Origin of the sequence: Streptomyces sp. NPDC048644, assembly GCF_043199105.1 — a bacterium.
GTDB lineage: Bacteria > Actinomycetota > Actinomycetes > Streptomycetales > Streptomycetaceae > Streptomyces.
On record NZ_JBICVO010000007.1, the window covers coordinates 80,317 to 103,462 of the forward strand.

Consider the following 23,146-nt stretch of genomic DNA (forward strand, 5'->3'; position numbering starts at 1 on the left):
CGCGGACGTATCGGTCTGTCAGCGGGTGGGAAGCGTGGGGTTGACGGGCTGGAGGCGACGGGCAGGCGGGGGTGCGAGGGTCGCGCGAAGGGCGATCGGTCCCAGCAGGGCGACGGTGAGGGCCATCGCCATCGGCAGCAGCATCGCGGAGCCGAGCGATGTGGCCCCGGCGATCAGGCCGATGACGGCAGGTCCGGCGAGGTTGCCCCCGTAGGCGAGGGTCGAGACCCAGGCCAGGCCGCGACCGACCGAGCCCTCGTTGGCGGCGAGGCTGCTGAAGACCGCGGGTACCACGGTGGCCAGGCCCGCGCCCGCGACCGCCCAGCCGACGAACGCGAAGCCCAGCCGGCCGGTGGACAGGTGGGGCGCCAGCAGTACCAGCGCGTAGCCGAGTACGGAGATGGCTCCCGCCCACGCGATGCCGCGCACGGGACCGAGGCGCCGGCGGAGCCCGTCGCTGGTCAGTCGGGTGACGGTGAGCGCGGCGGCGAAGGCCGTGTACGCCAGCGGGGCGGTGGCCGCGTCGGCCCCCAGTTCCTGACGGGCGTGCAGGGCCGCCCAGTCGTAGCCGGCCCCCTCGCTGAGGAAGGCGGCCATGGCGGTGAGCCCGAGCAGCAGGATCAGTCCGGCGCGCAGCGGCACGGGCTCGGCCGCCTCGGCTGTCCCCCCGGCCTCGCCAGCTGCCGATGGGCCCCCGGCCGGCTGCTCGGCGGCCGTACGCTCCGGTCGCAGCAGCGCCCGGCCGGGCAGCAGGGACAGTGCAGCGACCACCAGCGCGCCGCAGGCCACCAGGGCCTGACCGCTGCCGTGCAGGTGCAGGCCGAGGGCGATCACGCCGCTGCCGGCCACGCCGCCCAGGCTCCACAATCCGTGGAAGGAGGACAGGATCGGCCGGCCGAAGCGCTGTTCGACCTCGATGGCCTGCGCGTTCATGGCCACGTCCAGGACGCCGAGACCGGCGCCGAGCAGGAACGCGGTCACCAGCAGCAGCCCGAATCCGGGGGCGAGCGCAGGACCGACGACGGTCAGGGCCGCGAGCGGTCCGCTGATGCGCAGCAGGCGCCGGCTGGTCCAGCGGTCGGACAGGCGCCCGGCCGCCGGCATCGCGACGATCGAGCCGATGCCGACCACCAGCAGCACCAGGCCCAGTTGGTGGGCACTGAGCTGGAGACGTTCGTCGACCCCCGGCAGGGAGGCGCTCCAGAGCGACCGTGCGACCCCGCAGAGCGCGAAGACGCCGAGAGTGGCGATCCTCGCCCGCTTCGCCTCCCGGTGCCGTTGCTCCGGGTGAAGGCCATCCGTCGTGCGCAAGGAAGGTCCACTGGGCATCTGCTGCACCCCTCGCCAGTTAGTAAACGTTACTAACTGACGGTAGGTTCTGTGATGCCGCGCCGTTGTGTCAAGGGACTCCCGTGGGGTGGGAGTGAACCCGTATGACGCGAGGGACAGTTGGTCTCGCAGAAACCATGTGTGCACTGCAGTCAACCTGACGCTGCGTCACATCTCCGGAGCAACAAGCCCGTTGGGCCGCCAGCGCCCTCGCCATCCGAAGGAGCCCCGATGACCGGATCCGCCGCCGACGGCCACCGCCCGGCCGGCGCCCCCCGGACCGCAGACACCGCCGTGGCCTGCGTGTTCTGCGATATCCTCGCCGGCCGGCTCGCGGCGGCGGTCGTCTACGAGGACGCCAGGACCATGGCGTTTCTCGACATCACCGCGGTCACCGATGGCCACACGCTGGTGATCCCCAAACGGCACGCCGCGGACCTGTGGGAGATCGACGAGGACGACGCCGTGGCCGTGATGCGCACCGTCCACATGATGGCGGCGCGCATCCGCGAGGTGCTCGATCCGGCCGGGCTCACACTGTTTCAGGCCAATCGGCCGTCCGGCTGGCAGGACGTGTTCCACCTGCACGTTCACCTGGTGCCCCGCGCGGAGGGAGACCGGCTCCACCGGCCGTGGGTCGCACGGCCGGTCGAGTTGCCCCTGCTGGAACCCATGCGGCGACGGCTGGCCTGCTGACCTCGCCGTCGATCCCGCCGGGCGCGCCAGAGGCCGGCGAGCCGCCAATCCCCCCTGGGTGGAAGTCGGTTGACAGTCGGGGCACCGACGGAGAGACTCTGCTTTCTATTAGGAAACCTTCCTGAATGGAAGGGGTCACTTCCGGCCGCACCCGACGGGGAAGGACTGCATGCGCTACTCCGGAATCTCCTGGACCGCCACCGGCTTCGATGTCTCGATCCTCGACCAGGACGGCGTCGAGGCCGAACCGGCCGCTCACTTCCCCGCAGGCCAGGTGGCAGAGGTCACCGCGTACCTGCTGGACCGTCAGCGCGCCTACACGGCAGTGGGCGAACACCTCGTGAACGTCATCGAGAGCACCAACGGAATGCTCGACGGCGGACTGATGAGCGCGGGCCTGCGGATGTACCGGGCCGATCCCTGGGTCCTGCCCGGCCGGCCCGCGTTCGGCTCGGTGCCGGCCGGCCAACTGGCCCTGGCCGCGGTCCGCGACCTGGCCGCCCTGGCCCGCCTGCACATCGAGACCGGCACCCTGACGGGGCGTACCGAGCAACTCGACGCAGGCATCGCCGAGAGCGCCGACGCCACCGAGGCCCTGAGCCGGGCCGGCCGCTGCCTGAGCCACGGCTCACGCGAGCGACCGGTGGTCGCGCTGACCTTCGACGACGGCCCCAACCCCCCGTACACCGGCCGGATCCTGGATGTCCTGGACCGCTACGGCGTGCCCGCGACCTTCTTCTGCGTCGGCCTGCACGCCCTCGCCCACCACGAGGAACTGGCCCGGATGGCCGACGCCGGCCACCAGGTCGCCAACCACACCTGGTCCCACCCCTTCCTGCCCGACCTCACCCGGGGCGAGCTGCGAGCACAGCTTGAGCGCACCGACGAGGCCATTGGGAACGCTCTGGGCACCGACGGCCCCCGGATGTTCCGGCCGCCGTACGGCTCCCGCACACCGGAGGTCCTGTCCTGGCTCGCCGAGGGCGACAACCCGGTGGCGCTCTGGGACGTCGAACCGCTGGACTGGGCGCTGCCCGGCGCCCCGACCATCACCCGCCTCGTCCTGGAACGGACCGCGCCGGGCTCCGTGATCCTGCTGCACGACGGCGGCGGGGACCGTTCACAGACCGCGGAGGCGCTGCCCGCGATGATCGAGGGCCTGCTCGAACGCGGCTACGGCTTCGTCCGGGCGGAGGAGCTCATGACCGCCGCGACACCCTGACCGGCCGCCGCACCCCGTCGACCGCGGCGCCGACGGGCCCACCGGTCCGCGCCTGCCGGACCGCGTGCCCGTCGACGCCGCCAGCGGGGCTGCCACGGCCCGGGACTGTCACGAGAGTTCCCTTTCCGTGGGGACGGGGGCATCGGCCCGGGGCTTGCGCTTCCGGGTGGCCGCGAGGAAGGACTCCGTGTCCTGCGGAGTGGCGAGGGCCATCACGATGGTGAGCACCGGGCCGAGCGCCAGGACGCCGAAGGCGACTTCGAAGGAGGCGGCGTCGGCCGCACCGCCCCCAGCAGGGGCGGTGCGGCCATCCCCGCCGCCTGGCCGCCGAAGACGGCGCGGCGACCGCCATGGCGGGCACGATCACCTTGCGGTGGGCGCCGGGACCGCTTGCGGCGAAAGCCCAAAAAACGGCCCCCACCTGCGGTGATGTGCCGCTTGGGGGTGTGCGAGAGTGCCCTGTGCCGTCGGGCGCCAGGGTCTTGCCGACGGCAGGAAGGACAACGGCGCTTCCGTTCGCGTCTTTTCGGTGCGTGGTGGGCAGGCTTGATCTTGTCCGCCCACCATGTGGTGCGGCGCACCGCACTACAGCAAAGGAATTCCTGTGTCCGTCGTCGCCGCCCAGTCAGCCGGTTCGCCTCCGATACCCCAGGCGCCCGGCGCGATGCCGCTTCTCGGTCATGCGCTGGCCCTCTACCGCGACCCGTTCGCTTTCCTCCTGTCGCTGCGTGACCACGCCGATGACCGTGGTCTGGTCCGTATCCGGCTGGGCTGGATGCCCGTCTACGTGGTGACCACGCACGAGCGGCTGCACGAGGTACTGGTCCGGGAAGGCCGGAAGTTCGAAAAGGGCAGATTCTTCCAGCGGTTGAAGGGCTTGGCCGGCGAGGGGCTTTCCACCGCTGACGGGGAACTGCACCGCCGCAACCGCCGGCTGATCCAGCCCATGTTCAGCAAGGAACGCATCGCGGGCTACTCCGAGATCATGAGCCGCAACGCGCGTGCCCTGTCGGATTCCTGGCAGCCAGGACAGCAGGTGGACATCTACGAGGCGGCGGCTTCCTACGCGATCGACAGCATCGCCATGAGCTTGTTCGGCTCCGAGATCGGGCGTCCCGCGGTGGAGACGATCCGCACGGAACTGCCGGTCCTGCTGGACATGCTCCTCAAGCGCGCGGCGTCCCCGAAGATGCTGGACCGGCTGCCGGTCCGCTACAACCGGATCTTCGACCGCGCCTCCCAGCACCTGAGCGGCGTCATCGACGAGGTCATCACCACCGCACGCGCCACCGGCCACATGGACGACCACGACGATCTCCTCGCCCAACTGCTGCGCGAGGAGGACCTGGACGACGTGCAGGTCCGCGACGAGGTGGCCACCCTGCTGTTCGCCGGCGCGGAGACCACCGCCTCCACGCTCGCCTGGGCATGGCACTACCTGGCCCAGCACCCCGTGTTCGGCGAGCAGGTGGTGGCCCAGGTGCGGGAGGTCGTCGGCGATGACCGGCCGGTGACGATCGCGGACGTCCCCCGGCTGACCGTCCTGCGGCGGGTCCTGGACGAGGTGATCCGCCTGCACGGCGTCACCCTCCTCATGCGCCGCAACACCGACCCCGTGACCCTCGGCGACACCACGCTCCCCCCGGGCACCGAGGTCGCCTTCAGCCTGTACGCCATCCACCGCGACCCGCGCCTGTTCGGCCCGGACGCCCACCGGTTCAACCCGGACCGCTGGCTCGACCCGGAGGTGGACTCGCGTAAATTCACGCCGTTCGGCGGCGGCAACCGCAAGTGCATCGGCGACCAGTTCGCCCTCGCCGAGGCGACGATCGCGGCGGCCGAGATCCTGCGGGTCTGGCAGCTGACGCCCGCCGAAGGTCACACGCCCCAGCAGGTGATTTCGGCCGTCGCCAGGCCCGACCGCATTCCCATGACGGTCCACCGCCGCTGACCACGCCCGACGGACCGCCACCACGCGCCGACGCCGCGCGTGCGGGACGCCCCGGACGGCAGCCCTGCCCCTCCTGACTCCGCCGAGCGGGCGCGGAGTTGAGGGGTAGGCTGCTGATCACTGCTGATCGTCACGCCCTGTGCCCCGTGCAGTGCGTGACGCGTCCCAGCCCCCGGGTCCACTCCACGGGCGACGGCTCAGACCACGCCGGAGCCCGAGGCCGCGGTGGCTGACGCAGCAAGAACAATCGACCGCCGTCCGGAGCCGCCTTATGACCGATCACCCCAACTCCCCCTCCCCGTCCGGCCCGCTGCCGCCTCCCGGCTGCCCCGCCCACGCCCATGGCACAGCCGACGGCCGCCAACGGATCTACGGCCCCGAAGCCGAGCCCCTGGGCCCCTTGCTCGAACGGCTGCGGGCGGAATACGGCGAGGTGGCGCCGGTGCTGGTGCCGGGCGACATCCCGGCGTGGCTGGTCCTGGGCTACAACGCGGTGCGGGACGTGAGCGTGAGCAGCTCGCGGGCGGTCTGTGACTCTCGACACGGCCGCGTCTACCAACAGGGCCTGGTTCCGGAGGACTCGCCCCTGCGGCCGATGACCGAGTACAAGCCGCTGGCCCCCTTCGTGGACGGCGAGCCGCTCGCGCGACTGCGCAGCGCCGTCATCGACGGCCTGGACTTCAACCGCCACAGCCTGCGCCGCTATATCACCCGGTACGCCGACCGCCTCATCGACGACTTCGCCTCCCGGCGCACCGCCGACCTGGTGACGGAGTACGCCGCGCAGCTCCCGGCCCTGGTGCTGGCCTGGATGTACGGCCTGCCCGAGGAGGAGAGCCCGGCCCTCGTGGACGCGGTGCGCGACCTGACCAGCGGCAGCGAACGGGCCGCCGAAGGCAACGCGTTCGTGACCCGCACCATGCAGGAGTTGCTGCGGCGCAGGAAGTCGGGTCAGACGGTCTCGACCACGTTCGGTGGCCGCGACTTCGTCAGCCGGCTGCTCGCCCACGAGTCACACCTCACCGACGACGAGGTGGTGGAGCACCTGCGACTGGTCTTCGTCGCCGGCTACACGCCGACGGTGGCGCTCATCGCCAACACCGTGGTGCAGATACTGACCCAGCGTCAGTTCAGCCGGAACCTGACCAGCGGTCAGATGACGCTGCCCGAAGCGCTGAACCGGGTGCTGTGGGACGACCCGCCGATCGGCCTGCTGCCGACCCGCTGGGCGGCCGGCGACATGGTCGTGGGCGAGCAGCGGATTCCGTCCGGCGAGATGATCGTCCTCGGGATCGAAGCAGCCAACGCGGACCCCACGGCCCGCGAGCCCGGTACGCCCGTCCCGCACAGCGAGGCACACCTGGCGTTCGGCGCCGGTCCTCACGAGTGCCCAGGACGCGACATCGGCATGGCTATCGCGGAAATCGGCATCGAGACCCTGCTGACGCGCCTGGAAGAGCTGGAACTCACCGTCACCCAGGGCGAGTTGCGCTGGCAGTCCGCGTGGGTCTCCCAGCGTCTGGAGGAGCTGCCCGTGCGGTTCTCCGCGGTCCAGCAGGCCGCACGGAAGGGCACCGGCCGACCGGCCGCCGCCGCGTCGACGGACAGTCAGGCGCCGGAGGCCGCCACCGACCGGCAGCCCGACAGCCGCACCCGGAAGCGCTCGCTGCTGCGCCGCTGAGCTGAACTCCCGCGCCGCGGGCGGCCGGTACGGCACCGTGCCACCGCGCATGCCCTGCGGCTCGGGGGCCGTGCTCAGGGCGTCGGGAATCAAAAAAGCGGCGCTGACGACCGCCCCCCGGGGCATCGTCAGCGCCGCACCACCGCGTCAGTCGGTGCCGAACTCCATCGCGGCGCGGTCGAGCATCTGGTCGTCGTCGCCCTCGGCACTGCCGCGGGAGGCGATGACCTCGGCGCCGCCCTGCGGCATCGCGCCGATCAGCCCGGTCGATGCGGCCTGGGCGGCACCGATGAGCGTCTCGTGGGTGTTGCCGACGATGCCGAGACCGGCGTACTGCTCCAGCCGGGCGCGGGAGTCGGCGATGTCGAGGTTGCGCATGGTGAGCTGACCGATCCGGTCCACCGGGCCGAACGCGGAGTCCTCGGTGCGCTCCATGGACAGCTTGTCCGGGTGGTAGCTGAACATCGGACCCGTGGTGTTCATGATCGAGTAGTCCTCGCCGCGCCGCAGCCGCAGCGTCACCTCGCCGGTGACCGCCGTGCTGACCCAGCGCTGAAGGGACTCGCGGATCATCAGCGCCTGCGGGTCGAGCCAGCGGCCCTCGTACATGAGGCGGCCCAGCCGCCGGCCCTCGTTGTGGTACTGGGCGAGGGTGTCCTCGTTGTGGATCGCGTTGACCAGGCGCTCGTACACGGCGTGCAGCAGCGCCATGCCCGGGGCCTCGTAGATGCCGCGGCTCTTGGCCTCGATCACCCGGTTCTCGATCTGGTCGGACATCCCCATGCCGTGCCGGCCGCCGATGGCGTTGGCCTCCATCACCAGGTCGACCGGGGAGGCGAACTCCTTGCCGTTGATCGTCACCGGACGGCCCTGGTCGAAGCCGACCGTCACGTCCTCCGCGGCGATCTCGACGTCGGAGTCCCAGAACCGCACGCCCATGATCGGCTCGACGGTCTCGACGCCGGTGTCGAGGTGCTCCAGGGTCTTGGCCTCGTGGGTGGCACCCCAGATGTTGGCGTCGGTGGAGTACGCCTTCTCGGTGCTGTCGCGGTAGGGGAGGTCGTGGGCGAGCAGCCACTCCGACATCTCCTTGCGGCCACCCAGCTCGGAGACGAAGTCCGCGTCGAGCCACGGCTTGTAGATGCGCAGGTGCGGGTTGGCAAGCAGACCGTAGCGGTAGAACCGCTCGATGTCGTTGCCCTTGAACGTCGAGCCGTCGCCCCAGATCTGTACGTCGTCCTCAAGCATCGCCCGGACCAGCAGGGTGCCGGTGACGGCACGGCCGAGCGGCGTCGTGTTGAAGTAGGAGCGCCCGCCCGAGCGGATGTGGAACGCGCCGCACGTGAGCGCGGCAAGGCCCTCCTCGACCAGCGCGGCGCGGCAGTCGACCAGCCGCGCGATCTCGGCGCCGTACGCCGTCGCACGGCCGGGCACCGACGCGATGTCGGGCTCGTCGTACTGGCCGATGTCGGCGGTGTAGGTGCACGGGACGGCACCCTTGTCGCGCATCCACGCGACCGCGACGGAGGTGTCGAGGCCACCGGAGAAGGCAATGCCGACGCGCTCGCCGGTGGGGAGGGAGGTAAGAACCTTAGACATAGGAAGAGTATGCGCGCGAATGCATGCTCATGCAACTGCGGAGGGTCTTCAGGTCCACGTCTCGCGCTTCCCGGGGCGAAGCCGCCCCCGCTTCCCGGGGGAAAGCGGCCCTCCCCCACGCCCGCGTCCGCGCTCAGGGAAGCATTCCCGCCGCTGCCCACACCAGCAGCAGGCCCGCGCCGAAGAGGATTTGGACCCATCCGCCGGCGAAGAAGCGATTCCTGAGCAGTGGCCAGGCCGACAGCCAGCAGAGCCCGGCCAGGACGCACAGGGTGACGATCGGGATCGTCCATGCGTACAGCGTCCCTTTCGAGCGGTGCGTGGGCCTGGGCGGGCGCGTTCAGGAGCGCGCGGCTGTTGCGTCGACGGTGAGCGGGATGTCCAGGGTGGCTCCCTGCGGCGTGGTCAGGCGGAGCGTGTACGTGCCGGGGCGGTTGTCGGTGAAGAGCTGCGGGAGGGTGAGGCGGCCGGCGGTGTCGGTGGCGTCGAGGAGGCGGGTGCGGGTGCGGACGGGGTCGCCGTGCTCGTCGTGCTCGCCGTGCTCGTCCTTGAAGTAGGGGCCGTAGGTGCTCGCCTGCGGGGGCTGCTCGGTGCGCTCGTCGGCGTCTTCCGTGCGGTGGAGCACCGTTGCGGTGAGGCGTACGCCGGGGGTGGGCGTGCCGTGATCCGTCGCGCGGATCCGCAGGGGTTCGGGGAACCGGCTGTCGGTGAGGGCGTGCAAGGGCTCCGTGGTGAGGAGTTCCAGGCGGTCGGGGACGGGCGCGGGCGCCTGCCGGACGGTCGCGGTGAAGGTGGTGGATCGGGGGCCGGGCTTCCCGGGGGTCGAGGCGGTGACGGTGACGTGGCCCGGCCGGTCGCCCGCCTGGATGGTGGGCGCCGTGGCGATGCCGCGCCGGTCCGTCGTGAGGGCCACGGTCGTGGTGCGGCCGGGGAAGTACGCCGCGGCGGTTCCGGTGATGCGGTAGGTCACCTTGGCGTGCGGCACGGTGTGCCCGTGTGCGTCGATGGCACGCACCTGCGGCCGTCGTGCGAACCGTTCGCCGTCCGTCCGGTGGCCGAGGTCCGCGTCTCCGATGCGTACCAGCCGGGTGACCGAGCGGTGGTCGGTGCCGCCGGCGGGGCGGTCCGGTGCAGGGTCGGGCTCCGTCGCGGGCTTCTCGGCGGGCTTGCCCGTCGGCTTGGACGGGGTAACGGGCTTGGTGGGGCGTCGTGTTGCCGTAGCGCCCGGCGTACGGGCCCGCTCGGCCGCGGTGTGTGCGGCGGGCTGGTGGCGGGCGGGGCGCGGCGGATGGCCGGTGGACGGGGTGCGGTCTTCCCGCGGGTCGGGGTGGTGCGGGGCGACGGGTGCGTCGTCCGGCGTCGTGGTGACCTTGCCCTGGTAGGTGCGCATCCACTCCCGCACGGTGTTCACGTAGGCGCGGGAGTTGTTGTAGCTGAGGACGGCCTTGTCGAGGTCGGCCGGACGATTGAGGTCGCGCCCGCCGGCACACAGGTAGTGGCCGGTGGCGAGGGCGGCGTCGTAGAGGTTGTTGGGGTCGGTCACGCCGTCGCCGTTGCCGTCGGCTCCCCAGGTGGCCCAGGTGGAGGGGATGAACTGCAGCGGGCCGATGGCCCGGTCGAACTCGGCGTCCCCGTCCCAGCGGCCGTGGTCGGTGTCACGTATGAGCGCGAATTGCTTCCCGTCCAGGCGCGGGCCGCGGATCGGATCGGCGGTGGAGCCATCGGTGCGCAGGCCGTAGCCGGAGGCGTGCACGGACTCGACGCGGCCTATTCCGGCGACGAGTTGCCAGGGCAGGTGGCAGGACGGCCGGGCGCCGCTCAGCGTCCGCTCGGCCTTCTTGTAGGCGTCCAGGGCGGTGGCGGGTATGCCGGTGCTCCCCTCGGAGACCCCCTCGGGCTTCCCCTCCTCCTGCGGCTTTTCCTTGGCGCCGTCCCGGCTCTCGCCCGTGGGCCCCGGCAGTTCGAGGTCGGGGACGCCGCGGGGCCGGGCCTGCTGCGCGCCGGCGCCGGGCCGGGCGCCGTTGGCGTCGGCGCTCGTCGGGCCGGTGACCCGAACCGGGCTGATCGCGGAGGCGGCGGTGAGGCCGGCGGCCAGCGCGCAGGCGCACAGGCTCTGGCGCACGCGGCGGGCGAGCAGTGTGGAAAAGGAGGACGACAGGGTGAGCAGCGGCTTCACGAAGGTGATCCTTGAGTCAAGGAGAGGCGAGAGAGCTGGGAAAGTGCGGGGGAAAGACGATGGCGCGGGGCGAGGTTCGGAATTCACCTGGGGTTCCCGTTGTCCACGCTACGGGCCTGCTGGTGCGGCGCGGTTTCCTTTCTGGTGCGTATGAGGGGCGGACGGCACGTCAGCCGGGTTCGGACGGCACTGAATCCGACGCGGCGCGCGTCTCCGTTCGGTGACGGCGCATCCGCGTCTCTCCAGCGGTGAACGCCGGTCACGGGCTGTGGGGTTCCTCGGCGAATGCCCTGGTGGAGGCGGATGCGGCGACAGCGGCCCGGCCTCACATCTCGGGGCAATACCCGGTAAGTGCGTGCAAGAACGTATCACCGGATGGAATCCCGAGCGACACAAGGTGTTGCGGGCGGTCGGGAGAAACCCGGTCGTCGGATTCCGGGTTCAAGCGATGCCTCCAGCAGGAAAATCGTCCGGCTCGGCATTTCAACACCCGTGCAGATCCACGTCATTGAGTCCGTGTCATGCGTGGCGGGTTCTTCCGGCGCGGCGGTGGATTCGGGGCCGTAAGGCTTTCGGTCTGCCGCGAGCCGGCCCTCCCGGCGAGCCCACACCCCGTCACCCGCCGGAATCCGGAGGCCCGGAGATGCCCATGTGACTGATCAGTTATGGGATTGGTTCAGTCGCCCGCACAACCATATGGGGCTATGAGGTTCCTCACCCATACTTGACACCACATGGGCGTTTTTATGCCTTAAGTCGGTTTGACATGTACCCAAGATCGGCGATTACGTTCTGGCTGTTGTTTTCAGGAAATTTTCATCTTTGGAGTGGGGTGTGGCGATGGGGGCGCGAACGCGCGTGCGTCGCGTCAGGGGCGTTGCCGGAGGAGCTGTCGTTCTCACGTTGAGCGGTGTGCTGGCTTTGGGGTCGTTGCCTGCGGCAGAAGCAGCGGCCACAACGGCCATGACGGCGGATCAGGAGACGCGGACCGGTTCATCGCACGCGCCGCTGTCCGAGGAGGAGGCGCGTGCCAAGGCCAAGCGGACCGGCGAGAGCGTGGAGATCGCGTCGCTGCGCAGTGAGAGCAGCGACGTATTCGCCACACCCGAGGGGGACTTGGAGGCCCGCGAGTATCTGCGTCCGGTGCGGGCGCGGGTGGGCGGCGAATGGAAGCCGGTCGACACGGACCTGGCGAAGACCTCCGACGGCACGGTCGCGCCGAAGGTAACGACGACGGGGATCGCGTTCTCCGGCGGCGGGGACGACCGTCCGCTGGTGCGCATGACGAAGGCGGGGCGTGCGCTCGCGCTGTCCTGGCCGGGGAAGCTCCCCGCGCCCGAGCTGAACGGCGCCACGGCCACGTACCGCGACGTGCTCGACGGGGTCGACCTGCGGATGGGCGCCCAGGAGGACGGCTTCTCGCAGCTCCTCGTGGTCAAGTCCGCGAAGGCGGCGGCGAGTTCGGAGCTGGCCGAGCTGAAGCTGAAGCTGCGTACCGAGGGTCTGGACACCCGCGAGACGGCGGACGGCGGCCTGGAGGCCAGCGACAAGGGCGCCAAGGGCGTCGTCTTCGAGGCGCCCAAGCCGATGATGTGGGACTCCAGCTCCGGCGGTGCGGCGGCCGGCTCCGATGTGTCCGGTGAAGGCGACGGCTCAGGCGAGGCACCCGCCGGTGCACGGCAGAAGCGCGCCGCCGTCACCGCTTCGGCCGTCACCGCGGAAGACGGCACCGGCGGCCACGAGCCCGGCGCGGGCGAATCCGGCAAGCTCGCCCCCGTCGACGTGGACCTCCCCTCCCAGGGCGACTCCATGGTCCTCAAGCCGGACCAGGACGTGCTCAAGGGCAAGGACACGCACTACCCGGTCTTCATCGACCCGCAGTGGTACTCGCCGCGCGCGTCGACCTGGACCATGGCCTCCAAGTACTGGGCCGGCTCCCCGCAGTGGAAGTTCAACGGCAAGCACGACGCGGGCATGGGCTACTGCGGCTGGAGCTACTGCGCTCCGTACGACACGAAGCGGCTCTTCTACCAGATACCGACCTCGAAGTTCGCGGGCAAGTCGATCCTGTCCGCGGAGTTCGTGGTACGCAATGTGCACGCGCCGTCGTGCTCGAAGCGCGAGGTGCAGTTGTGGCGGACCAAGGGGATCAACAACAAGACCACCTGGAACTCGCAGAACGCCTCCGGGTACTGGATCAAGAAGCTGGCGACGGAGTCGTTCGCCTACGGCTACTCCGGCTGCGGGGCCAGGGACGCGGAGTTCAACGTCAAGTCCGCGGTGCAGGAGGCCGCCGACAAGAAGTGGCCGAACATGACCTTCGGTATGAAGGCCACGTCCGAGGGCGACAAGTACGGCTGGAAGCGGTTCTCCGACAAGGCGTTCCTGCGCGTCAAGTACAACCGTCCGCCCTCGCAGATCAAGATGTCCCAGCTGACGATGGAGTACGGCGGCGTTTGCAAGAAGCCCGCGTCCGCGCCGCGGGTGCGCACGCTCGGCAAGATCTACGCCAACAACGTCACCGACCCCGACAAGGACAGCGTGTCGGTGCAGTTCCAGGCCAAGTGGGACGCGGGCGACGGCAAGGGCCTGATCCCGCGCTGGAATCCGGCCCGCACCGCGGCGAAGAAGTCCGGATCGAACTTCTCCATCGGCCTGCCGCAGTCGGTCCCGGCGAACAAGCAGGTCCACTGGCTGGTGCGGTCCTATGACGGCGCGCAGTACTCGCCGTGGTCGACCGCGGGCGATCCGACCGGCTGCTACTTCGTGTACGACACGAGCGTGCCGAAGGCGCCGACGGTCTCGTCGGGCGAGTATCCGGCATCCGATCCGGAGAACCCGGACGACCCGTGGTTCGACGGCGTGGGCCAGTACGGCAGCTTCGGGCTGAAGTCGTCGTCCACGGACGTCACCCGCTACCGGTACGGCGTCAACGCGGACCCGAGCGCCAAGAACGAGCTGTCCACGTCCGGCGGGGAGGCCAGGACCGCGAAGGTGCTGCCCGGTAAGCCGGGCCTGAACTTCGTCACCGCGCAGGCCCTCGACAAGGCGGGCAACGCCTCGGAGATCCGCACCTACCAGTACCGCGTGAAGGCAGGACAGCCCGAGCGCGCCACCTGGCAGCTGGACGAGGGCGCAGGCGCCACCGAGGCGAAGGGCTCGACTCCGGCGCGCACGGCCGCTCTGCACGGCGGGGCGCAGGCCGGCGCACCCGGCAAGAAGGGCACCGCGCTGCACTTCGACGGCGCCAGCGGCTATGCCGACACCGACATCCCGGTGGTGGACACCGACCGCGGTTTCACCGTCTCGACGTGGGTGAAGCTGGACAGGAAGCCGGACGGCGCGGCCATCGCCGTGACGCAGCCGGGCAACCACCGCCCGGGGTTCGAGATCTACTACTCCAAGGACCTCGACCGCTGGGTGTTCAACCAGTACACGTCCGACAGCCCCGACGCGAAGATCGTGCGGGCCATGGCGGACAAGCCGGGCGGCGTGCAGGTCGGTGAGTGGACGCATCTGGTCGGCTCATTCGACGGCGTCGCCAAGCGCCTCGATCTGTATGTCGACGGCAAGCCTGCGGGCGGGGCCGACCTGCCCAAGCCCTGGAACGCCCGGCGCGGCCTCCAGTTCGGCGCGGGCTCGTACGACGGCAAGCCCGGCGCGTTCTTCCCCGGCGCCATCGACGACGTCCAGATCTTCGACAAGCGGATCTCCGCGAACGAGGTCGCCAAGCTGCACGATCTCCAGCAGATCGGTGACCCCGGGCGCCCGGCGATCGCGGTCTTCCCGCTCGACGAGCCGGAGCCGGCGACCGCGGTCGAGGGCCACGGTGACGTGCTGCCCGCGACGTTCCACGGGGGCGTCACCCCGGGCCGCAAGGGCGTGACGGGCAACGCCGCCGCGTTCAACGGCACCGACGGCTACGCGCAGATCGGCCGGACCAGCGGCCCGCACGTGAACACCTCACGCAGCTTCACGGTCTCCGCCTGGGCCAAGCTCGACAAGAAGCCGGGCGGCGCGGCGGTCATCGCCGCGCAGGCGGGCAAGGAGCGGCCGGGCTTCGAGCTGTACTACTCCAAGGACCTCGACCGCTGGGTGTTCAACCAGTACGCGCAGGACAAGGCGGGAGCGGGCATCATCCGTGCGATGGGCCCGAAGGGCGGCACGGCGACGGTCGGCGAGTGGGTCCACCTGACCGGCGTGCACGACACCGTCGCCGAGACCCTGACCCTGTACATCAACGGGCAGGCGGCCGGCTCGGCCAAGCTCGGCGGGGCGTTCTACGCCGACCAGTCGATGTACATCGGTGCGGGCAACTACAGCGGCAAGCCCGGGTCCTTCTTCCCCGGTGAGATCGACGAGGTCCGTCTCTACGACCGGCCCGTCTCGGCCGAGGAGGCCAGGCAGCTGTTCCAGCAGCGACCGCTGGTCAAGGGCCGCTGGAAGTTCGACGCGGCGGACACGGGCGCCGCGGCCACCACGCCCGACGACTCCGAGTGGGGTCACCGGATGACCCTGGGCGGCGGCGCCGACGTGGGTGCCGAGGGCGCGTACATGGGCGACAACGGCCTGGTGCTCAACGGCTCCAGCGGCTACGCCGCCACCTCCGGGGTGCCCGTCGACACCGGCACCAGCTTCACGGCGACCGCGTGGGCGCAGGCCGCCTCGATGCCGGAGAGCGGGGTGTCCGTGGTGAGCGCGGCGGGATCGAAGCAGAGCGCGTTCACGGTGCGCTTCGTGCCCGACCCCAAGGACCCCGAGGCGACCGGGCGTTGGGAGCTGGCGATGCCGGACAAGGACGGTTCGCCGGCGGCGTACGAGCGGGTGACGAACACCGAGTTCTACGACGTGCGCGAGTGGAACCACCTGGCCGTGGTCTACGACGGCTTCGCCAAGCAGGCGCGGCTGTACGTCAACGGGATTCTGCAGGAGGTCTCCTGCGCGGACGGTGACGGTTCCTGCGAGGACCGGGCCTCCACGGGCGAGAACGTCATCAGCTTCAAGGCGAACGACGCCCTGCAGGTCGGACGGGTGCGGAAGGACGGCGCCTGGAGCGAGTACTTCGGCGGCTCCGTCGACGACGTCTGGGTCTTCCAGGGCGCCCTGAACGACAGCCAGATCGAGGAACTCGCCGGCTCGTGGTTCGACGTGCCGACCGAGGTGCCGGCCGGGTCCGGCTCCTAGGCCGTCTCGTCGAAGTCCCGCCGTTGCCTGGAGGCGACCCCGGCGGGACTTCGGCGACACGGCCTGGACCTCCGGATCCCACGACCGGCCGTGTTCCGGTGCGGTGCGTCTGACCTCTCGGGCGTACCGCACCGGTGTCCGTCGGCCTCGCCGACATCACCCCATCCACCCCTCGCACCACACCGTCCTGGCGTGGTGCCTCTCAGCGATGGACGGAAAGTCCCATGCATCCCATATCCGCACCGCCTCGCGGTGCAGGCTCAGTACATAAAGCGGTACATAAACGTGTCGCGCTGGCCTTGTCGTTCCTCATGGTCGGCGGCCTGATCCAGGGCGTGTCAGCCCTCCCGGCCGCCGCTGCGGGCAACGACCGGCCGGGCCTGCCGCACACGGACAAGCCCGTGCCGGGTCAGGACGGCGTCAACGTCCGGCCCCGCAAGCTCAGTTCGGGCCCGCTCACCCCCGCGAAGGCCCCGAAGGCCGACTGGCCCGAGCCGGAATCGGCCACGGTCGACCTGTCCGGGAAGTCCGCCAAGCGCTCCGATTCCGCCGGTGACCTGCCCGTCGGGCTCGCCCCCGCCGCCAAGAGCAAGGACGCGCTCGACGGCACGGTGGAGGCCAAGGTCCTGGACCGCGGCCACTCCGAACGTGCCGGTGTGGACGGCCTGTTGTTCACGCTCGCGCCGAAGAGCGACGCGGGCGACGAGAGCCACAAGGGCGACGAGGGCGGTAAGGACGGCAAGGGCAAGCCGAAGACCGCGGCCCGCAGCGCCGCCGTACGCAGCGCGCTCACGACCGCCGACGAGCCGGGGACCGAGTCCAAGGATGACAAGGGCGAGTCCAGGACCGGTTCAGGCGCCGGGCCCGGTGCCAGGTCCGCGGCCCCGGCCGGCGACGTCTCCGTCACCGTCGACTACGCGGACTTCGCGGGCGCGTTCGGCGGCGACTTCGCCTCGCGCCTCCAGCTGATCGAGCTGCCGGACTGCGTCCTCACCAGTCCCGGCAAGACCGAGTGCCGCACCGGCACCCCGGTCGCCGCGACGAACGACACCGACCGGCAGACCCTGACCGCGAAGGCGGTCTCGCTGCGCGCGGGCCGGGCCACCGTCCTCGCCGCCGCGGCCGACGCCAAGGGCGAGAAGGGCGACTACAAGGCCACGCCGCTGTCGCCGTCGGCCGCCTGGCAGACCAACCTCAACACCGGTGACTTCACCTGGTCCTACGACATGCCCGTGCCCGAGGTCCCCGGCGGCCTCACCCCCGACGTCGGCCTGAGCTACAACTCCGGCGCCATCGACGGGCGCACCGGCGAGACCAACAACCAGGCGTCCTGGGTCGGCGACGGCTTCGACCTCTCCCCCGGTTTCATCGAGCGCCGCTACAAGTCGTGTGCCGAGGACGGGCAGAAGAACGCCGACGGCAGCAAGCCGGGCGACCTCTGCTGGAAGTACGACAACGCCTTCGTGTCGTTCAACGGCAAGGGCGGCGAGCTGGTTCCCACCGGCGACGACGAGTTCAAGCTCCAGCAGGACGACGGCACCAAGGTCAAGCGGCTGAAGTCCGCCAACCGCGGCAACGGCGACAACGACGGCGAGTACTGGCGGGTGACCGACCCGGACGGCACCCGCTACTACTTCGGCTACCACCGCCTGCCGGGCTGGCAGGACGGCAAGGAGACCACGGACTCCACCTGGACCGTGCCGGTCTTCGGCAACAACTCCGGTGAGCCCTGCCACGCCGACAGCTACGCCAAGTCCTGGTGCCAGCAGGCATGGCGGTGGAACCTCGACTACGTCGTCGACACCCACGGCAACGCGATCTCCTACCACTACGGCAAGGAGACCAACCACTACGGCCGCAACCTCAAGGCCGAGGACGACACCCCGTACACCCGCGGCGGCTACCTCAAGCGGATCGACTACGGCCTGAAGTCCTCGTCCATGTACGGCACCAAGCCGCAGGGGCGCGTCATCTTCGGCAACGCCGAGCGGTGCCTGCCGAAGGACGGCGTCACCTGCGCGGCTGACACCATCGACAAGCAGTCCTTCCACTGGTACGACACGCCCTGGGACCTCAACTGCAAGGCGGGCTCCAAGTGCGACTCCGCCCGTCTGGCGCCGTCCTTCTGGACCCGTAAGCGCCTGACCGACGTCACCACCGAGGCGCTCAAGACCGACGGCACCTACGGCAAGGTCGACTCCTGGAAGCTCGGCCACCGCTGGGGCATGGCCGACACGGACTACCAGCTGCTGCTCGACAGCGTCCAGCACACGGGGCACACCGAGAGCCCGGCGATCACGCTGCCGAAGACCACCTTCGCGTACACGCAGCTCGCCAACCGCATGGACAAGACCGGTGACGGCTTCGCGCCGTTCATCAAGTCCCGCCTGTCCACGGTCGCCGACGAGTCCGGCGGCCAGATCGACGCCACCTACTCGGCGCCCGCCTGCGACGCGGCGAAGCTGCCGTCGCCGCAGTCGAACACCACGCGCTGCTTCCCGCAGTACATCGGCGGCGACGCGAAGAACGACCCGGTGCGGCAGTGGTTCAACAAGTACGTCGTCACCTCCGTGGTGGCGACCGACCGCACCGGCGGCTCCCCCGACCAGGTCACCGGCTACGACTACCTGGACGGCGCGGCCTGGCACTACAACGACGACGACGGCCTGACCAAGGAGAAGCACAGGACCTGGTCGCAGTGGCGCGGCTACGGCCACGTCCGGGTCAGGACCGGTGGCCAGGGCGGCGCCTCGGCCCTGAAGTCGCAGGAGGACACCTACTTCCTGCGCGGCATGAACGGCGACCGCAAGGACACATCGGGCGGCACCAAGAGCGTGAGCGTGTCCCTCGGCGACGGTGAGGGCTCCGCGATCACCGACGACGCGGCGGCGGCGGGCTTCCCGTACAAGAGCGTCCAGTTCGACAAGGCGGGCGGCAAGGTCGTCGGCAAGACGGTCAACCGCCCCTGGCACCACGAGACCGCCAAAAAGGTACGCGACTGGGGCACCGTCACCGCGAACTTCACCGGCACATCGGCGACCCAGGCGTGGACGTCACTCGACGACGGCGCGGGCGCCAAGTGGCGCACGGCGTCCACCTTCACGACGTACGACAAGGTGGCCGGGCGCGTCACATCCGTCGACGACCGCGGCGACGCCACGGACGACGCGGACGACAGGTGCACCCGCACCACGTACGCCACCAACACCGACAAGAACATCCTCCAGCTGCCCTCGCGCGTGGAGACGGTCGCCACGTCCTGCGGCGGCACGGCTGACCGTAAGAAGGACGTCATCAGCGACGTCCGCACGGCCTACGACGGCGGCGCCTACGGTGCCGAGCCGACGAAGGGCGACGCCACCGCGTCCGCGACGCTCAAGAGCCACGACGGCGCCAAGGCCACCTACCTGGAGGCCGGTACGACCTTCGACGACTACGGCCGCGAGCTGACGACGACCGACCTCACGGCCGACGTCACCGCCACCGGCGACAGTGCCCCGGTGCGCACCAAGCGCGCCGACGGACGCACCACCACCACCGCCTACACCCCGGCCGCGGGTCTGCCCACGCAGTCCAGGACCACCTCGCCGCCGGCCAAGCGCGGCGACGCCAAGACCGTGCAGACGACCACGTCGCAGCTGGACCCGCTGCGCGGAAACGTGCTCAAGGAGACGGACACCAACGGCAAGGAGACGCAGTTCGCCTACGACGCGCTCGGCCGCTCCACCAAGGTGTGGCTCGCCGACCGCAAGGCGTCCGGCACGCCGACGTACGAGTTCGCCTACACCGTCACCGAGGGCAAGCCGGTGGCCGTCGCCACCAAGCTGCTCGACAACAACGGCGGTCAGGTCACCTCGTACAAGCTCTACGACGGCTTCCTGAGGGAGCGGCAGTCCCAGGCCCCCGGCCCGGACGGCGGCCGTCTCGTCTCCGACGTCTTCTACGACGAACGCGGCCTGGTCGCCAAGACGTTCGCGGACTACTACGTGGACGGCAAGCCCGTCACCGAGCTGTTCAAGCCGGCCGACGCGCTGTCCGTTGAGTCGCAGACCCGCACCACGCACGACGGCCGGGGCCGCCCGGTGCAGGTGCAGATGATCGCCGGGAACGGTGACGGCGGCAAGGTCCTGAACACCACCACGACCAGTTACCACGGCGACCGGACCACGGTCGTCCCGCCGGCCGGCGACACCGCCACCACCACGCTCACGGACGTCCGCGGCAACACGGTGGAGCTGCGCAGGCACCACGAGCGGAAGGCCGACGCTCCGTACGACAGCACCAGGTACACCTACACGCCATCGGGCCTGCCGTCGAAGGTGACGGACCCGGCGGGCAACAGCTGGACCACCGGCTACGACCAGATGGGCCGCACGGTCGAGTCGCGCGACCCGGACAAGGGCACCACGACCAGCACGTACGACGACCACAACCAGCTGGTCTCCAGCACCGACGCCCGCGGCGTCACCCTGGTCAACGTCTACGACGACAGCGGACGCAAGACCGAGGTCCGCGAGGGCTCGGACACCGGCAAGGTGCGCCTGAGCTGGACGTACGACACCATCCCCGGCGCGAAGGGGCAGCTCGCCGAGTCCACCCGCTACGTGGGCGACGCGAAGTACACGACCAAGGTCGCGGGCTACGACCGTCTCTACCGTCCCGCGCGGACCGCGGTCGTGATCCCGAAGTCCGATGGCGCGCTCGCCGGCACCTACCAGACCGGCACCGCATACCGGCCGTCGGGCAAGGTCGCCTCGGTCAGCTACTCGGCGGCGGGCTCGCTGCCCGGCGGCTCGGTCAACTACGGCTACGAGGCGGACACGCTGCGCCCGACGTCCGTCTACGGGCAGGGCATGACGGCGTCCACCAAGTTCAGCCACACCGGCAAGCCGCTCCAGCACGAACTGGGCCTGACGGACGGCGGCAAGAAGACCTGGGTCACCAACACCTACGAGTGGGGCACCCAGCGCCTGGCCACCACCCGCGTGGACCGCGAGGAGCAGCAGGGCGTCGACCAGCAGGCCGACTACGCGTACGACGAGGCGGGCAACGTCCTGTCGGTCAAGGACGCCTCGCGCACCGGCACCGACAACCAGTGCTTCCGCTACGACCACCTGCGGCGGCTGACCGAGGCGTGGACGCAGGGCGACAAGACCTGCGGAGAGTCCCCGTCCGCCGGCGCCGTCGGCGGCCCGGCACCGTACTGGCACTCGTACAGCTACGACAAGGTCGGCAACCGCCTCTCGGAGACCCGCCACGACACGGGCGGCGACAGCAAGAAGGACGTCAAGCGCGCCTACACCTACCCCGAGCCCGGCACCCCGCAGGCCCACACGCTGACCTCGGTCACCACGGACGGCCCGGCCGGCACGCAGAAGACCGGCTACACCTACGACAAGACCGGCAACACCACCGGGCGCGGCGACCAGAAGCTGGCCTGGGACGCGGAGGGCAACCTCAGCAAGGTGACCGAGCCGGTCGCGGGCAAGCCCGACAAGGTCACCGAGTACCTGTACGACGCCGACGGCCAGCGCCTGCTCTCCCGCACGGGTGAGCGGACCACGCTGCACCTCGGCCACACCGAGGTCACCCTGGACAAGGGCGCGGCCAAGACGAAGGCCACCCGCTACTTCGACCTGGGCAGCGGCCACCAGGCCGTGCGCTCGGACGACGGCTCCTTCTCCTTCACCATCGGCGACCACCACGGCACCGGCCTGCTGGCCGTCGCGGCACGCGACTTGACCCTCAGCCAGCGCCGGGTGCTGCCCTTCGGCGGCACCCGCGGGCAGGCGCCGAAGTCCTGGCCCGGCACCAAGGGCTTCGTCGGCGGCACCGACGAGACGAAGGGCACAGGACTCACCCACCTCGGCGCCCGCGAATACGACCCGGACACGGGCCGGTTCATCTCCGTCGACCCGGTGATGGACACCTCGGACGCCCAGCAGATGCACGGCTACACCTACGGGAACAACAACCCGCTGGTGTATGCGGACCCGAGCGGGAAGTTCTTCGGGTGGTTCTTCAACCAGTTCATGAACAGCGTCATGGACTCGATCGGCGCGATCAAGAAGGCGTACAAGACCCCGAACGCGAACCCCGGCGCCTCACGGTCGAGGGCGTCGATCCCGACGGTCAGCAACCGGAACCTGGCCAAGGGCCTGAAGAACATCTACGCCAAGCCCCAGGCGAAGACGGTCATGGGCGACGGAAAGGCCGCGACCGCCATCATCTACGAGTTCAACAACGGGAAGCGCCTCGACAACAAGGACGAGTGGCACATTCAGAAGGGGTGGGGCGCTCTGAAGAACATGTCGTCGATCCTGGAGAAGGACCGAAAGGCCCGGGAGACGGGCAAGGGAATGGACAACCTTCTCAATGATCACGACCTCGCGGTCGCCAAGTCCGAGGCGAAGGAACTCTGGAACGCGCTCAACTCCCGCGATATCACCGGAAAGGTGGCGAGGACGGTGAAGCAGGATGCGGGCATGAAGGACGCGATCAAGAAGAACGTCGACGACGTCATCAAGACGTCGGCGGTCAAGGACCTCACGGGCCAGAAGTTCGAGCCGACCCAGCACAAGGGCCCCCAGCCGGTCGGCGAGCCCACCCGCCTGCGCGGATTCGCCAAGTCGTTCGGCATCGCGGGCGGCGTGGCATCGGCCGCCCAGGCACCCGGCTACATCAGGGATTACGGGTGGAAACGAGGTAGCTGGGAACTGTTCAAGGACGCATTCGACCCGCTCGGCGTCTCCAAGGGCCAGGACCCCTATTACCCTGAGGACAACGGCGGCGGAGGCGGCGGATCCATCTGCGACCCCTCGTCCGGAAACTGCGCCTGATGGGAAACACAATGAGCGACCTCGACCCACTGGAGGTTCCCGCACTGCTGCTACGCATGGTGCCGGAAACCGCGGAACACATCGCCGAGCTGTACGAGATGCCCGCGGACAAGGCCGTCACCAGCGAAGCCGCCCAGTACGACACCTTCGCACTCCTTCAGGAGGCGTTCATGGAGCCGGTCGTGCTGCCGGAACTCGCAAGGACGTCACCCGACGCGGAACTCATGGGCAGGTGCTTCGAGTTCGCAGACCTCCTGGTACGCAGCTCGACCCACGCCCTCACCGGACCCGTCTACTTCCAGGTCCTGGAGGCACTCCTGGAAGAGGAAATGTTCCTCCAGAGGGCCATCCCCTTCATGCGGGAAAAGACCCGGGAGAAAACGGCGAAGATGCTGATCGGGAACGGCAACGCCGTGCCTGACGCACTACTCCGGTGACATAGTCCGCACTGGAACGTGGGCCCCTTTCC

10 protein-coding genes are annotated in these 23,146 nt (G+C 70.1%); 7 read left to right on the forward strand and 3 right to left on the reverse strand.

The genetic code is table 11. The features are described 5' to 3' along the window. Positions 1 to 18: 18 nt before the first annotated feature. Positions 19 to 1,329 carry an MFS transporter gene (locus tag ACGFNI_RS17840; protein ID WP_393684783.1) on the reverse strand — a complete coding sequence of 437 codons (1,311 nt, stop codon included), beginning with the start codon at positions 1,327 to 1,329 and terminating at the stop codon, positions 19 to 21. A gap of 231 nt (positions 1,330 to 1,560) precedes the next feature. On the opposite strand from ACGFNI_RS17840, the gene ACGFNI_RS17845 reads away from it, so the two are divergent. From ACGFNI_RS17845 to ACGFNI_RS17860, 4 genes are all read left to right on the forward strand, one after another. Continuing rightward, positions 1,561 to 2,025: an HIT family protein gene (locus ACGFNI_RS17845; protein WP_393684784.1), complete on the forward strand. Its 465-nt coding sequence runs from the start codon at positions 1,561 to 1,563 to the stop codon at positions 2,023 to 2,025. A gap of 169 nt (positions 2,026 to 2,194) precedes the next feature. Further along, a complete protein-coding gene (locus tag ACGFNI_RS17850; RefSeq protein WP_393684786.1) occupies positions 2,195 to 3,247 on the forward strand; it encodes a polysaccharide deacetylase family protein in 1,053 nt (350 codons plus the stop codon). 604 nt (positions 3,248 to 3,851) lie between these two features. Further along, positions 3,852 to 5,198, forward strand: a complete 1,347-nt coding sequence (locus tag ACGFNI_RS17855; RefSeq protein WP_393684788.1) for a cytochrome P450 — start codon at positions 3,852 to 3,854, stop codon at positions 5,196 to 5,198. 271 nt (positions 5,199 to 5,469) lie between these two features. Beyond that, positions 5,470 to 6,879, forward strand: coding sequence for a cytochrome P450 (locus ACGFNI_RS17860; protein ID WP_393684790.1), 1,410 nt, complete (start codon positions 5,470 to 5,472; stop codon positions 6,877 to 6,879). 147 nt (positions 6,880 to 7,026) lie between these two features. Here ACGFNI_RS17860 and argG read toward each other — a convergent pair whose 3' ends face one another. Continuing rightward, on the reverse strand, positions 7,027 to 8,478 hold the full coding sequence (gene argG, locus ACGFNI_RS17865) for an argininosuccinate synthase (RefSeq protein WP_393684792.1): 1,452 nt from the start codon (positions 8,476 to 8,478) through the stop codon (positions 7,027 to 7,029). Positions 8,479 to 8,818: 340 nt separating this feature from the next. After that, a complete protein-coding gene (locus ACGFNI_RS17870; protein WP_393684793.1) occupies positions 8,819 to 10,654 on the reverse strand; it encodes a lytic murein transglycosylase in 1,836 nt (611 codons plus the stop codon). A gap of 963 nt (positions 10,655 to 11,617) precedes the next feature. Between ACGFNI_RS17870 and ACGFNI_RS17875 the strand changes: the two genes are divergently transcribed. From ACGFNI_RS17875 to ACGFNI_RS17885, 3 genes are all read left to right on the forward strand, one after another. Then, positions 11,618 to 15,838: a LamG-like jellyroll fold domain-containing protein gene (locus ACGFNI_RS17875; RefSeq protein ID WP_393684794.1), complete on the forward strand. Its 4,221-nt coding sequence runs from the start codon at positions 11,618 to 11,620 to the stop codon at positions 15,836 to 15,838. Positions 15,839 to 16,149: 311 nt separating this feature from the next. Beyond that, positions 16,150 to 22,677, forward strand: a complete 6,528-nt coding sequence (locus ACGFNI_RS17880) for an RHS repeat-associated core domain-containing protein (protein WP_393685225.1) — start codon at positions 16,150 to 16,152, stop codon at positions 22,675 to 22,677. Continuing rightward, positions 22,677 to 23,114: a hypothetical protein gene (locus ACGFNI_RS17885; RefSeq protein ID WP_393684796.1), complete on the forward strand. Its 438-nt coding sequence runs from the start codon at positions 22,677 to 22,679 to the stop codon at positions 23,112 to 23,114. Before ACGFNI_RS17880 ends, ACGFNI_RS17885 begins: the two co-directional genes overlap by 1 nt. Positions 23,115 to 23,146 lie beyond the last annotated feature (32 nt).

Excerpts from the sequence above, each read along its gene's own strand:
- ACGFNI_RS17840 (WP_393684783.1), bottom strand. The coding sequence starts at position 1,329 with ATGCCCAGTGGACCTTCCTTGCGCACGACGGATGGCCTTCACCCGGAG.
- ACGFNI_RS17845 (WP_393684784.1), top strand. The coding sequence starts at position 1,561 with ATGACCGGATCCGCCGCCGACGGCCACCGCCCGGCCGGCGCCCCCCGG.
- ACGFNI_RS17850 (WP_393684786.1), top strand. The coding sequence starts at position 2,195 with ATGCGCTACTCCGGAATCTCCTGGACCGCCACCGGCTTCGATGTCTCG.
- ACGFNI_RS17860 (WP_393684790.1), top strand. The coding sequence starts at position 5,470 with ATGACCGATCACCCCAACTCCCCCTCCCCGTCCGGCCCGCTGCCGCCT.
- argG (WP_393684792.1), bottom strand. The coding sequence starts at position 8,478 with ATGTCTAAGGTTCTTACCTCCCTCCCCACCGGCGAGCGCGTCGGCATT.
- ACGFNI_RS17875 (WP_393684794.1), top strand. The coding sequence starts at position 11,618 with ATGACGGCGGATCAGGAGACGCGGACCGGTTCATCGCACGCGCCGCTG.
- ACGFNI_RS17880 (WP_393685225.1), top strand. The coding sequence starts at position 16,150 with ATGGTCGGCGGCCTGATCCAGGGCGTGTCAGCCCTCCCGGCCGCCGCT.
- ACGFNI_RS17885 (WP_393684796.1), top strand. The coding sequence starts at position 22,677 with ATGGGAAACACAATGAGCGACCTCGACCCACTGGAGGTTCCCGCACTG.